Origin of the sequence: Ralstonia sp. Ralssp135 (assembly GCF_047304345.1) — a bacterium.
Taxonomy (GTDB): Bacteria; Pseudomonadota; Gammaproteobacteria; order Burkholderiales; family Burkholderiaceae; genus Ralstonia; species Ralstonia chuxiongensis.
Genome location: NZ_JBGLYZ010000005.1, coordinates 113,495 through 127,105, shown reverse-complemented (window position 1 = coordinate 127,105; position 13,611 = coordinate 113,495). Strand labels below are relative to the sequence as shown.

General features: G+C 64.2%; 11 protein-coding genes. 7 read left to right on the top strand and 4 right to left on the bottom strand.

The window, feature by feature from the left end; all coding sequences use genetic code 11:
* Both ACCD03_RS06345 and ACCD03_RS06340 read left to right on the top strand, forming a co-directional pair.
* Window positions 1–1,506, top strand: a complete 1,506-nt coding sequence (locus ACCD03_RS06345) for an efflux transporter outer membrane subunit (RefSeq protein ID WP_413411131.1) — start codon at window positions 1–3, stop codon at window positions 1,504–1,506.
* Window positions 1,507–1,806: 300 nt separating this feature from the next.
* Entirely contained in the window at window positions 1,807–2,370 is a 564-nt protein-coding gene (locus ACCD03_RS06340; protein WP_024978588.1) for an acyloxyacyl hydrolase, read from the top strand.
* 78 nt (window positions 2,371–2,448) lie between these two features.
* Here the strand turns inward: ACCD03_RS06340 and ACCD03_RS06335 are convergent, their stop codons facing one another.
* Window positions 2,449–3,783, bottom strand: coding sequence for a diguanylate cyclase domain-containing protein (locus ACCD03_RS06335; RefSeq protein ID WP_413411130.1), 1,335 nt, complete (start codon window positions 3,781–3,783; stop codon window positions 2,449–2,451).
* Between the two features lie 650 nt (window positions 3,784–4,433).
* Between ACCD03_RS06335 and ACCD03_RS06330 the strand changes: the two genes are divergently transcribed.
* Window positions 4,434–4,916, top strand: a complete 483-nt coding sequence (locus ACCD03_RS06330; RefSeq protein WP_413411129.1) for a hypothetical protein — start codon at window positions 4,434–4,436, stop codon at window positions 4,914–4,916.
* Between the two features lie 15 nt (window positions 4,917–4,931).
* Here ACCD03_RS06330 and ACCD03_RS06325 read toward each other — a convergent pair whose 3' ends face one another.
* Window positions 4,932–5,444, bottom strand: a complete 513-nt coding sequence (locus ACCD03_RS06325) for a GtrA family protein (RefSeq protein WP_413411128.1) — start codon at window positions 5,442–5,444, stop codon at window positions 4,932–4,934.
* A 120-nt stretch (window positions 5,445–5,564) separates the two neighbouring features.
* Here ACCD03_RS06325 and ACCD03_RS06320 point away from each other — a divergent pair, with 120 nt between their 5' ends.
* Both ACCD03_RS06320 and ACCD03_RS06315 read left to right on the top strand, forming a co-directional pair.
* Window positions 5,565–6,470 (top strand): flagellar brake protein, encoded by a 906-nt coding sequence (locus ACCD03_RS06320; RefSeq protein ID WP_413411127.1) that lies wholly within the window; start codon window positions 5,565–5,567, stop codon window positions 6,468–6,470.
* Between the two features lie 224 nt (window positions 6,471–6,694).
* Entirely contained in the window at window positions 6,695–8,110 is a 1,416-nt protein-coding gene (locus ACCD03_RS06315) for an EAL domain-containing protein (protein ID WP_413411126.1), read from the top strand.
* A 58-nt stretch (window positions 8,111–8,168) separates the two neighbouring features.
* Here ACCD03_RS06315 and ACCD03_RS06310 read toward each other — a convergent pair whose 3' ends face one another.
* Window positions 8,169–9,737 (bottom strand): methyl-accepting chemotaxis protein, encoded by a 1,569-nt coding sequence (locus ACCD03_RS06310; RefSeq protein ID WP_413411125.1) that lies wholly within the window; start codon window positions 9,735–9,737, stop codon window positions 8,169–8,171.
* 289 nt (window positions 9,738–10,026) lie between these two features.
* On the opposite strand from ACCD03_RS06310, the gene ACCD03_RS06305 reads away from it, so the two are divergent.
* Entirely contained in the window at window positions 10,027–10,167 is a 141-nt protein-coding gene (locus ACCD03_RS06305) for an entericidin A/B family lipoprotein (protein ID WP_024978581.1), read from the top strand.
* Window positions 10,168–10,240: 73 nt separating this feature from the next.
* On the opposite strand, the gene ACCD03_RS06300 is transcribed toward ACCD03_RS06305, so the two are convergent.
* Window positions 10,241–11,968 (bottom strand): phospholipase D-like domain-containing protein, encoded by a 1,728-nt coding sequence (locus tag ACCD03_RS06300; RefSeq protein ID WP_413411124.1) that lies wholly within the window; start codon window positions 11,966–11,968, stop codon window positions 10,241–10,243.
* 187 nt (window positions 11,969–12,155) lie between these two features.
* Here ACCD03_RS06300 and cls point away from each other — a divergent pair, with 187 nt between their 5' ends.
* Complete coding sequence (cls, locus tag ACCD03_RS06295) at window positions 12,156–13,589, top strand: cardiolipin synthase (RefSeq protein ID WP_413411123.1); 1,434 nt, start codon at window positions 12,156–12,158, stop codon at window positions 13,587–13,589.
* The last annotated feature ends 22 nt before the right edge of the window (window positions 13,590–13,611 follow it).

Genomic DNA, 13,611 nt, shown 5'->3' with positions numbered 1-13,611 from the left:
ATGACAAGAGGCACTCAAGCCCTTCGTACCTCGTTGCTCGCGCTGGCCGCGTGCGCGCTCGTCTCGGCCTGCGCGGTCGGGCCCGATTACAAGCGCCCCGACGCCGAAGTGCCGCAGCAATACAAGGAAGCCGGCGACTGGAAAGTCGCCAACCCGAGCGACGCCATTGCCCGCGGCAAGTGGTGGGAGATCTTCAACGACCCGCAACTGAACGCGCTTGAAGAACAGGTGGCCGCCGCCAACCAGAACATCCTGGTGGCCGAGGCGCAATACCGGCAAGCCCAGGCGCTGGTGCAATCGGCGCAGGCTTCGTTCTTCCCCACGCTGGGCGCCAATGCCTCGGCCACACGCAGCCGTTCAGTGCGCACCTCGGTCAACCCGGACGGCAGCCTGTCGACCGGCAACCCGAGCCTGCTCAACTCGCAAAGCCTTTCGCTCAACGCCAGTTGGGAACTGGACCTGTGGGGCCGCATCCGCCGATCGGTGGAGTCGAACAAGGCCAGCGCGCAAGCCAGCGCCGGTGATTTGTCATCCGCTTTGCTGTCCGCGCAGGCAACGCTTGCGCAGAACTATTTTCAATTGCGTGTCACGGATACTCAAAAGGCTGTCTTGCAACGCACGGTTGCAGACTACGAGCGCTTCCTGAAGCTCACGCAAAACCAGTATGCGGTGGGCGTGGCGCAGCGATCGGATGTGCTGACCGCGCAGACGCAGCTCAAGCAGTCGCAGGCGCTGCTGCTGGATACCGAAGTCACCCGTGCGCAGCTTGAGCACGCCATTGCGGTGCTGATCGGCAAACCGCCGGCGGAATTCTCGCTGGCCCCGGCCACCGCTGCCAGCGCGGCCGACTTGCCTGCCCTGCCCGCCATTCCGCTCGAAGTGCCATCGGCCGTGCTGGAACGCCGCCCTGACGTCGCCGCCGCCGAGCGCCGCATGGCCGCTGCCAACGCGCAGATCGGCGTGGCCAAGGCTGCATACTTCCCGACGCTCACGCTGGGCGCATCGGCAGGTTTGGCAGCCAACACGCTCACGCGCCTGGCAACGCTGCCGAGCCGCGTCTGGTCGATCGGCCCGACGCTGGCCGCCACGCTGTTCGATGGCGGCGCGCGTGCAGCCGCCGTCGACAAGGCCGGCGCTGCTTACGATGCGTCGGTCGCAACATATCGCCAGACGGTGCTGGGCGCGTTTCAGGATGTCGAAGACAACCTCGCCGCGCTTCGCTGGCAGACGCAGGAATTTGGCGTGCAGGCCGATGCCGTCAAGGCCGCGCAGGAAGCCGCGCAACTCAATCTGAACCGCTATCGCGCGGGCACGGTGAGCTTCCTGGAAGTCATCACCGCACAGGCCACGGCCTACAATGCCGAGCGCACGCTGCTCACGCTGCAGGGCAAGCAATATTCGGCAGCCGTCCTGCTGGTCAAGGCGCTGGGCGGCGGGTGGCACGGCGAAGTGCCGGTGGTTGGCCAGGCGGCACTGCAACCGGCATCCGCTCCTGCCGCGCAATAACCCTTCTGTTGTTGCCGGTGGCCGACAACATTTCGCCACCGGCAATGTCCCCTTGTGCGTAAGCCCGCACGCAGTCGGATAGTTCCCCCTATAATCGACGGACTTTATTTCAGACCGCCCCGACCATCCGGGCCGGCTGATGCAGCATCGGGCGCGCAAATTGCGTCGCCCGATGCCTTGCAAGCCGCCCCGGTCCTATCCAGGCCGTCTGTTTGCCAGCCACCATGTCCGCCGCGCGCGTGGTTGCCGACGCAGTTGCCCCGATTCACGCGCGCCGCTCAACTGACTCTGCTCTCTCTGATGATCCGATCCGCGCTTCCCCGTTCCGCCAAGCTGCTGGCTGCCGCCCTGGGCGCCGCCACGCTGTTTGCCGCCCTGCCCGCTCAGGCTGACCCGTCCGTGCGCGTCATCTATGGCAAAGACAACAAGCACGGCATCGAGAAATACGGCGTCGACCTCGACTTCGACTCGGGCTTCCATTGGGGCAACCCGGAAGGCTGGTTCGTGAATCTGGATTGGGAAGTCGCGCTGGGCCAGTGGCGCTCGACCAAGGGCACCAACCGCCAAAACATCACCGAATTCGGCGTGACGCCGCTGTTCCGGCTTGAAAAGCGCGGCGGCTCGTGGGTACCGTTCATCGAGGCTGGTGTCGGCCCGCGCTTGCTGTCGCACGTCAGCACGTCCAACGAGCACTATTTCAGCACGGCCTTCCAGTTCTCCGACATGATCGGCGTGGGCGTGGCCTTTGGCAGCAAGCAACAATTCCAAATGGGCTACCGCTTCGAACACCTGTCGAACGCGTCGATCAAGCGCCCGAATCCGGGCACGGACCTGAACGAGCTTTACTTGCGTTACACGTTCTAAGATTTGAGCGTTTGCAACGCTTGAAGAAAGACGGCCTGCCCTGCGGCGGGCCGTTTTGTTTTTGCGTGCGGCGGTGAATCAACGCGCGTCGCCGTCGAGGTCGCGATCACGCGATCGCATGCCCATCAGCCGCTCGTAATTGAGCGAGGCATGGAAGCCCACGCCGTTGCCGCCGGCGCGTTTGACTTCATACATCGCTGCGTCGGCATTGCGGATGAGCGTCTGCGCGTCATGCCCGTCGGTCGGATACAGCGCCACGCCGGCGCTCACGCCCATCGACAGCACATGGCCTTCCACACGGAACGGCGTCTGCAATTCTTCGATCAGGCGTTCAACGGTTTGCGTCACATCGTCGCGCGTGGCGCAGTGCGTGAGGACGGCGACAAACTCATCGCCGCCCAGGCGCGCCACCGTGTCCGAGGCACGCAGCCCGCTGCGCAACCGCATGGCCGTAGCCTTCAGGACGAGATCGCCAACCCCGTGGCCGTACTCATCGTTGACGGGCTTGAAGCGATCGAGATCGATCAACACGACCGCAACCTGGCCGCGCGCGCGACGTGCCGCCTGAATGGCGACGAACAGGCGATCGCGCAACAAACGTGCATTGGGCAAGTCCGTCAGCGGATCGTGCAGCGCGAGGTGGTGCGCCCGGTCCAGCGCCGTGCGCCGCTGTGTCACGTCGAGCAGCGTGCCGCTCACGCGCGTGGCCGTGCCGCGGGCATCGCGCTCGGTCACGCGGCCGCGCGCCGCCACCCAGATCCATTGACCATGGCGCGCGCGCATGCGCTGTTCAACTTCAAAGCTGTCGGCATCGCCGCGCATGTGGCGATAGATGCGTCGCGCGCTCAAGGCCGCGTCTTGCGGATGCACCATGGCGAACCAGGCATCCGGATCGTTGGACAGATCCGTTGGCTCGTAGCCGAGCATGTCGGCCGTCCGACGGTTGAACGACACATGCCGTGCACGCGTGGACCAGTCAAACGTACCCAGCCCCGCGCCGTCCAGCACATAGGCCAGCCGTTGCTCCGACGCGCGCAGCGATTCCAGCGCCAGGCGCCGCGCGGTCACGTCCTGCATCTGCACGACAAGGTGCTCGTTGCCGTCGTCGCGCGCCACCGCCACGTCGGTCTGCACCCAGACCGTGGTGCCGTCCTGGCGGACCAGGCGCGTTTCCATCGACAGCGTGTCGCGCCGACCGGCGAGCAGCGACTCGACACCATGTCGTGTGCGTTCAGTGTGGTCGGGGTGGCACAGGTCAAACAGATCGCGCGCGCGCAGCGCCTGCGCTTCGTGGCCGGTCAGCGCGCACAGTGCTCGGTTCACGTCGAGGAAGCGACCCTCCGGCGCGCACAGGCCGATTCCTATCGGCGAATGTTCGATCGCAGCCTTGTACAAGTGGTGGTCCTCAAGCATGGCGATGCTGTTTCGCGAATGCGGCAGTCCCGGGGTGTGGTTGATATGATGGCCATCGCACCGTCGGTGCCCCATGACGCAATCGTTGCGTTAGGCGCGCGGCGGCAGTTGGCGTGATCCCCGTAACCGGTCTCGTGGTCTGCGTGGCCCAGTTGGCGGCGGGTAATGGCAGACCTAGGTGCGTTGCAAGCGCACGAATCGAGGCGGACTATAGAAGCCGCGAGTTAACGGGGCAATCCCTTCCCGCGAGGGGACATGGACCGCGTGCCCGCTTTGGGTCCCCATGTGCGCGAGATGACGCGAAGGAAACGCGCCCCGCGTCATTCCCGTCTGCGTTTGTCGACGTCGATTGTCGACAGCTGCCCGGCGTCGCCAGACACCCGATAACTGTACACCGGCCCCCTGGGCGAAGCAGTTAGCCGTTCGGTTAGGTCGCACAGACGCTGCCGGCACGCAACCGTTTGCCACGTGGGTGCCACCCAATCTCCACATTGTGAATGTCTTAAGGTTAAGACAAGGCCGCTCAATCTCATCCGGAAGGACGAAACGCGCAAACGGCCCGCTCCGTTACTATTCTTCAATATCGCTCGGGGGGGCGAATTCAAACACGGCGAGCCGCGGCACAAGCGCACGCGGTTGTGGGAGGTTGTATGGAATTGAGTTTTGTCGCCCCCGGCACGCAGACGCATCGGTATGCACTCAAGCTTGCGGGCCTACCCGAAGGGACGGAGCCCGGCACGGCACCAGTCGATCCAGCCTGGGTGGACGATGCCCTTACCGCCGCCGTGCGCGTATTCGACGCGCACCGCGTGCACTTTGCCGACGCCTACTTCGCCTATCGCGCCCGTGAGACGGCACAGCACCGCACGCGCGCTACCGGCAACACCTCACCTGCACGCGTTGCCGGCGATCTCCACGACGACACGCCGCTGCTCGCGGATACGTTTGCGATTGCGCAGCTGGCCGCACTTGTGTCGCTGGAGGCATCCGGTGTGGCCGATGTAATCGATGTACACCTCGTGGTGGAGCGCCTGCGTGACGATGCCCCCACGCCGCCTGCTGACGGCATCGGCGAAGTGACGTTTGTTACGGAAACCACGGCCGGCCTGCACAGCGTGGCAAGCCGACATTAATCCGGGCAGGGCCTCTCAGGGCCCGTGATGCGTGGGCCGCTCCGGCACGATGGTCGGCTGCGGCTCAGTTGGCGCGCCGACTGCGTCGGCGTCACGAAACGTCCAGTACCGGTGCACCAGGAAGTTGAAGATGGCCGTGATGGCCGAGGCGAACACCTGCGCGATCAGGTAATACAGGCCAATCCCCAGACCGATGGCCATGATGGTCGCGTTACAACCGAGCGCAAGAAAGGCCACCAGGCCGAACCGCACCATCGCGCCGACGTGCCCGCGCGTGCTGTTGAAGACGGCCTGCCGGCTGATGAAGTAGTTGAGCGTGGCCCCGATCACGCTGCCCGCCACCGACGCCCGCCAGGGCGAGACGCCCACCTGCACCAGCCCGAACAGCACCACATAATGCGCCAGCGTCGCGCCCCCGCCGATGACGACATAGCGCGCAAACTGCTCCACCGCCGCCCAGAAATGCCGCCGAGACGCCATGCGCGTGTCCACCCCATCCACTTTGGAACCGACATTGTGCTCGATCATGGCTGCGGGGTCGCAACGGGCGTGCCACGCACCCCGCACAATAAGTGCGCTTAAAGTTATGCAACATTTGGCCGTATAAAACCGGTGGAGCCGTGCGCGGCTGTTGGCTCCCCTATTGCCATGCTCGAACTTCAACCTCTCGACATTCCGCTTGCGATCCCCCTGCCGTGGCCGATGCTTGACGCCGACGGGCAGCTGCTCGTCCCGAAGGGCGACGTCATCCACTCTCCGGAGGAGGTCGACTTGCTGTGCACGCTGCACCGCCCGCACCGTCTGGCGGACGGCACGCCCGCGCCTGCACCCGCGTTTGCAAATACGCAGTTCCCGAACACGATGTTCCCCGACATGGGCGACGACCCTGACGGCGAACGCACGATCGCCTTGGAGCTGCTGGGCTTGCGCCCCGGCGGCATGCTGACCGTGCGCCTGACCGCAGGCGCCGGCCAGACCAAGGGAGCCGCGCGCGTGATGGGCTACAGCCCGCAGCGCCATCTGCTCATCACCATGCCAACCGACAACGGCCGCACGGTCATGCCGGTCAAGGACGAGCTGGTGGAAATCCACGCCTTCTCGGGCGAGGGCATTGCCAGTTTCGAATGCACGGTGATGGGGGTGTGCCGCATCCCGTTCGAATACGTCGTGTTGTCACCACCGCGGCGGATCAAGAACCGCATGTTGCGCAAATCGCTGCGCGTGCGTGCCAACGTGGTCGGCAAGATGCTGGTGAGCGGCGACCCGCCGCGCATGATCCATATCTCCGACATCAGCACCACGGGCGCGTCATTCCGCTCCGCGCATCGGCTGGAAGTGAGCGGCGCGCCGGCGCGTCTGCGCTTTCGCGTGAAGACGCGCGACTACCACTCCGAACTGGTGGCCGCGGCCCTCGTGCGAAGTGAGAAGCCGGCCGACCTGCCCAACGTTTACCAATACGGCGTGGAATTCATCGAATTGGTCGCTGCTCAAAAAATGCTGCTGCAGTGCTTTATCTATGAACAGCTGCTTTGGGGCGGCCAGCGTATGGTGTAACGTGCAGACAGACCTGATATTCGATTTTTTTTGATCAGACTTAATTGCTGTTAAACGTTAAAACCGCCTGCCGGACGCATCCGAAAACATGCCCGGAAGCGGCCTCCATGGCCGGTTTTCAGCTTATGATGCCGAAGGCGAGCTTGTGACAAAGCTATACAATTGAAAGTGCGCCGAGTGCACGTATTTCCGTTTTAAAGGCATTTGCAGGACGATCCCCATTTATGAGCCGCGCAAGGTCTGCCGCGCCAGCGAGTCTGGACCCAATCTCCGGATTGCCGGACCGCGAACGATTCGTCCAGCTGCTGGCTGCCATGCCGCAACCCGCACGCCAGGATGCAATCGGCGCACTGCTGCTGATCGGCTTCGACCATTTTGCCGAGGCCACCAACACGCTCGGGCCGCTGGCCGCGCGAGAGGTCATCGTCGAATGTGCATCGCGGCTTGAAGCGTTGAGCGTGCCGCCAGCGAATGGCATCGCACCCATCGTCGGGCGCGTCGGCCCTGAAACCTTTGCCGTTGCCTGCGCAGATTTCGTCTCGGCACAAGACGTGCACGACCTCGCGCGGCGGATCTCCGCGGCACTCACGCGACCTTTCATCACGCATGGTTACGAACTGGTCTGCTCGTGCAGCATCGGCATGACGCTTTTTGAAACCATGCCTTCCGATGCAGCTCGGCTGATTGAACAGGCCGACCGGGCGCTCTACGGGGTCCAGCACGGTGCCGAACAAAGCCCGGCGCTGTATGCCCCGGCGGCCATGCCTCCGATCTCGGGCGGGAACACCGCCGCCATTGATGGATACGACGCCGCCGCCGAGCATCCACGCCTGGCCGCCCGGCTGCGCCATGCGCTTGCGCGCCGTCAGTTCAGCCTGAACCTGCAGCCGCAACTGAGCCTGACCGACGGCCGGATCGTCGGCTACGAATTTTTGCTGCGCTGGATTTCACCGGAACTGGGAGTCGTGGCGCCTGCCGATTTTCTGCCGATCCTGGAGCAGACGGGCGACATTCGCGAGGTGGGCCACTGGGTGCTCGACAACGCCGCCCAGATGCTGGCCGGGCTGCTGCGCGAGGAATCCCAGCGCGCGGGACGCAACAGCCGGCACCAGCCAGGCGTGCATGCAGCCGTCAATTTGTCGGTTGCGCAGCTGCTTGATCCGCAATTGAGCGACGTGGTGCTCGAGATTGCGGCGCGCCACGCGGTTCCGGCCACACGCCTCGTCTTCGAAATATCGGAACACACGCTGCACCGTGCCAACGGTTCGGCGCAGAAAGCCGTGGAAGCTCTGCACGCCTGCGGCGCACGCGTGGCAGTGGAAGATTTTGGCGCCACCGCGCACAGCCTTGATTGCCTGGCAACGTTCCGCCCCGATCAGGTCAAGCTCGATCAGGCCATCGTCAACGCGGTGACCAACGCGAGCGATCATGCGGTGCTGCAACGCCTGGTGACTGCCGCGCATGGCGCGGGCGTGCCCGTCACCGCCACGCGCGTGGAAACCGCCGCGCAGCTCCACGCATTGCGCGCCTGCCGGTGCGACGTGATCCAGGGCTACCTGCTTTCGCAGCCCTTCCCTGCTCGCTGGATCGACGACACACAAGACGTGATTGCCGAGCGCGCACGCGATCTGATGCCGTAAAAGAAAATGCCCTCCCGCTTGCACGGCGGAAGGGCATTGGGGCTTGCGCGCGTGCTGCTTACGCGTGCTCGACGCGGAAGACCGCCACGGCGCTACGCAGCGCCTCCGCCTGCTCTTCCAGCGATTCCGCCGCAGCCGCAGCCTGTTCGACCAGCGCTGCATTCTGTTGCGTCACCTGATCCATCTGCGTGACGGCCTGGTTGACCTGTTCGATGCCGCTGCTCTGCTCTTCCGACGCAGCGCTGATCTCGCCCATGATGTCGGTCACGCGGCGCACGGCCACCACCACCTCGTCGATCACCGTGCCAGCTTCGGCCACGAGGGTCGTACCGTTCTGCACGCGGCCCACCGAATCGCCAATCAGTTCCTTGATCTCTTTGGCAGCCGTGGCGCTGCGCTGTGCGAGGCTGCGCACTTCACCGGCAACAACAGCAAAGCCGCGGCCCTGCTCGCCCGCGCGTGCGGCTTCCACCGCGGCATTCAACGCGAGGATGTTGGTCTGGAACGCAATGCCTTCAATCACGCCGATGATGTCGGCAATCTTTCGGCTGCTTTCGTTGATGCCAGCCATCGTGTCCACCACGCGGCCCACGACTTCCCCGCCCTTGACGGCAATATCCGATGCATTGACGGCCAGCGTGCTTGCCTGACGCGCGTTGTCGGCGTTCTGCTTCACGATGCTCGTCAGCTCTTCCATGCTCGACGCCGTTTCTTCCAGCGACGATGCCTGCTGCTCCGTGCGCTGCGACAGGTCGGCATTGCCCGCGGCGATCTGCTTGGTGGCACTGGCGATCGAATCCGAGCCCGTGCGCACCTGGCCGATGATCTGCTGCAGGCTCGTTTGCATGGACGACACCGCATGCATCAGGCGTGCGGTTTCGTCGCGGCGCCCCGCAGCGGTCTGGCCTTCCATGCGTGCGGCGAGGTCGCCCGCTGCCATGCGTTCGAACACCTGAATGGCGCGCTCAAGCGGACGCACCACAGTGCGGCCAAGCACGCCACGCGCCACCACCGACAGCACCAGCGCGGCGGCCAGCAAGCCACCAGAGATCCAGATGCTCATCGCATAGCGCGACTGGGAATGGTCAAAGCGTTGCTGGCCGTACTTGAAGCGCGCCCCGACCAGGGGCCCGAGCGCCGAGTCGTAATCCACAAACAGCTTCGGCACCAGGTTCGTGTTCAGTTCGCGGTACGTGGTGAGGTCACTGCGTTCCAGTGCGGCGATGGCCGGCTCCAGCGCGGTCTTGACGAACTTGGTGCGCGCCGCGTCGGCGGCTTGCAGTTGGGCGCGATCCGCATCTGCAATCGGCAGCTTCATGAACTGGGCCCAGGCATCGTTGGCTGTGTTGACCATCGTGTGCGCATCGGACAGCAGCTTCTTGAGCTCTTCAGGCGACGAGACTGCATCGAAATTGGTCAGGTGAATGCGCGCCCACAGCAGGTTGATGGTGTCTTTTGCCAGCAGGTCCAGGCCCTTGGCATCTTCCAGATACACCGCGCGCAAATCATCGTTGGTCGCCCGGCCGGTCGTGATACCGGCGAAACCCACCACGGCAATCATGACTGCAAATACCGCGACCAGGAACGTCAGCCGCGTGCGAATGCTCGTATCCATCCACTTCCACATATTGTTTTCCCCCGCATGATTGGGCCGTGCGGCGCAGAGATCGTCTTCCCGCGCCCCTCTCCAGGCACCCTGTTCACTCCCAAAGGTGCTAACGGCAGGCGACGGCGGAAATAGAGGGCATCACCGCGAATGTCCGGAATGCGCCGCAAGTGATATGCAAGAAGTAAAAAAGATGCGGCCGACGCACCCGCGTGCGCGAGGTGGCACTAAAATGCGGGTTGCGCCACCGTTGGGGTGGCAATTACGCAAACATCGTGCGGGATACCGCACGGCTCACTAGGGGATCGAGATGAAGAAACTGATCGCGCTGCTGGCCCTGGGCTGCGTCGTCCTGGCAGGCTGCAATACGATGGCCGGCATGGGCAAGGACATTCAGACGGGCGGCCAGAAGCTGGAAAACGCTGCTGACAACACCAAGCAGAAGATGTAATGAAGGACGGCCGGGGAGTCCCTGGCTTGAGATGAGAAACGCCGCAAGTTTGCGGCGTTTTTTTTTAGCGCCGCTACAGGAGCTCTTCCGGGGTAAACGGCGCCAACATCTGGATCCACGTCCTGCGGCCCAGGCCCACTTCCGGCTCGTGATCGACGACGACCTCCTTGCCGTTCTCATGCGTGGTCCAGCGCAAGTGGCCGTCGTCCTTGGTCACCCGGTAGGCGCTGTCGCGCACCGAGTCGTCAAACAGCTTGGCTACCGCATCCGACAGCACCGGGCTGCGGATGATCAACCCCGTTTCCGTATTCAGCCCGATGGAGCGCGGGTCGATGTTCATCGAGCCGACAAACAGCGTGCTGCGGTCCACCACGATCGATTTCACATGCAGGCTTGCCTGCGACGAACGGAACGTGCCGAACATCTTCGGGCGATCGCCCAGCGTCGGGCGCAGTTCGTACAGTTCGACACCGTCGTCGATCAGCGCGCCGCGATATTTCGCGTAACCCACATGCACGATGGGCGCGTCGGTCGCTGCCAGTGAGTTGGTCAGCACACGCAGCCGCACGCCCCGATCCTGCAGGCGCTTGGCTACCTCGACACCGCGCTTGCCCGGCACGAAGTACGGCGAGATCAGCACCACCTCGCGCTTGGCCTCGTCAACCAGACGCAGAAGCGTCTGGGCGAGGCGCTCGCCGCCAGGCTCGACCTCGTCACCCGACACCTTGGCTGGACGATCGACGATCACCTGCGCGGGCGCCCATTCCAGGCTCAGGCGGCCACGGGCGATCTGATCAGCCAGGAACCAATCGCGCGGGGCGGGCTTGAGCGGCAAGGGCTGCTCCGGCGCGGGGCTGGCGAGATCGGTCTGGTTGCGGCGTTGCTCGAGCTGCGAGATCGTCTGATCGGACGCCGGCTTGGCCGAACCGGAGCCCATGTCGATCGGCCGGGTCGGCACATCGATATGCTGCGGCGGCCCTTCCGGCCGGTTGGGCATCGTCACCGGCGGCGGATAGTTGCCCTCTCTCGGCTCGGGCGGATGCGCCTTGCTCGGCTCGGGCGCCAGTGCCTGCACCGGATAGGCAAACTCGCTATTCCAGTACGCATCGAACGCCGACGACAACTGGCGCACCGCCGGCCCCGCGGCCAGCACGTCCAGATCGACGAAGTTGGTGGTCTGGTTCTGCGTGAAATATTCAGCGCCCAGATTGCGCCCGCCCGTCACGGCCAAGGCGTTGTCAGCAATGAACGCCTTGTTGTGCATGCGCCGATTGACGCGGCGGAACTCGGCGGCACCGCTCAGGTACCGTGTGACGTTCGACATCCGCCCGCCCGGAAACGGGTTGAACAGCCGCACGTCGATGTTCTTGTGCGACGAGAATTTGAGAAATGCCAGATCGCGCCCATCGCTGTGCAGATCGTCGACCAGCATGCGTACGCGTACCCCGCGGTCGGCAGCGGCCCGCACATGGCGCATCAGTTCGCGCACGCTGTTGTCGCTCGCAATGATGAAGTACTGCAAGTCCAGCGTGCGCTCGGCCCGGTCGGCCAGCGTGAGCAACGTGGCATAGGCTTCTTCGCCCGACGGGATCAGCCGGAAGCCGGACACATCTGCCGAGGGCGCATTCGACTGTGCGAGGCGCCCGAGCGAGGTGGCCGACTCGGCATTGGGCAGCGCCGTCGTCACGGGGCGATCGACGTGTTCCGGCAAGCTTGCGCAACCCGTCACCAGCGCGATGGCCAGACACGCAAACCAGGCGCGCAGATACGCGATCGGGAGGTTCCTCGGGTGCCCTTGCATGTTCGATGTTGTGTTGGGTACGGCAGGTCGAGAGGACGTCTACTTCACACCAGCATGTGGCGTGCCTGAACCGACGCCACGGCCAGACTACGCGAGATATCAGCCGGGGCAATATCCGTGTTTATCCGACGCCACCCCGAGCGTGTCAAAATGACCAACGGTGTGCTGTTTCCCCCCGTTGCCTTCAATGCTGACCAACACCACGGCATTTGCCACGTTCCTCTTTTTCGTGCACTGCGTGGGCGTGCTCGCGGCCATGCATGCCGTGCTGACCGTGCGCACGTCACAGGGTGCCATCGCGTGGGCCATTTCGCTCGTCACGCTGCCGGAGTTCACGCTGATCCCCTATCTGATCTTCGGGCGAAGCACCTTTGCCGGCTATGTGGATGCGCGACGCTTTCACAACGCCCGCCTGCGCGAAATCACCCTCTCCGACGACTGGCGCCGCCTGCGCGACCATGAATCCAGCGTCGTTGCGCCGCAGCACACCTGCATGCAGGCCTTGCCGCGCCTGACCGGCACACCGTGCCTGGCCCGGAATCGCGTGCGTCTGCTCGTCAACGGCGCGGAAACCTTCGATGCCGTCTTTGCGGCGATTGCACAGGCGCGGCGCGTGCTGATCGTCCAGTTCTTCATCGTGCATGACGACACGCTCGGCCGCCGCCTGGCCGAACTGCTGCTCGAGCGCGCACGTGCCGGGGTGCGGGTGTACTTTCTCTTCGACAGCATCGGCTGCCACGCGCTGCCCCGCCGCTATGTGCAGCGCCTGATTGAAGGCGGCGTGCAGGCCAAGCCGTTCTCCACACACGCCGGGTTCGTCAACCGTTTCCAGCTCAACTTCCGCAACCACCGCAAGCTCGTGGTGGTGGATGGCGAGCGCGCTTACGTTGGTGGCCACAACGTCGGCAACGAATACATGGGTGAAAAGCCGCCGCTCGCACCGTGGCGCGACACGCATATCGAGATCGTCGGTGCGGCGGTGATGGACTTGCAGCTGACCTTTGCCGAAGACTGGTATTGGGCCGCCCGCGAAGTGCCGCAGTTGATCGTGCCCGAACTGCGGCCTGAGGAAGACATGGTCTGTCAGGTGGTGGCTAGCGGCCCGGCAGACAAGCAGGAAACCTGCTCGCTGTTCTTCATGGAAGCCATTCAATCGGCGCGCAAGCGGCTGTGGATTACGTCGCCGTACTTCATACCAGACGAAGCTGTGTTTGCCGCGCTTCGCCTGGCCGTGCTGCGCGGGGTGGACGTGCGCATCCTGATCCCGTCACGGCCAGACCATCACATGGTGTTCCTGGCCTCCACGCTGTATGCATATCAGGCGATCCGCGCAGGCGTGAAAATCTACCGCTACCTGCCAGGCTTCCTGCACCAGAAGGTCGTGCTGATCGACGACGAGGCCGCCGCCGTGGGTAGCGCCAACCTCGACAACCGCTCGTTCCGCCTGAACTTCGAGCTGATGATCATGACCGCCGACCCGCGCTTCGCCAATGACGTCGCACAGATGCTCGAAGTCGATTTCGCCGAAGCCGCTCGCGTTGGCCGCGACGAATACGAACGTGCACACCCGCTGCGCCGCGTGATCATGCACGTGGCCAAGCTGTTCGCCCCCATCTTGTAATCACGCTCCGAGTTCCGAGTTC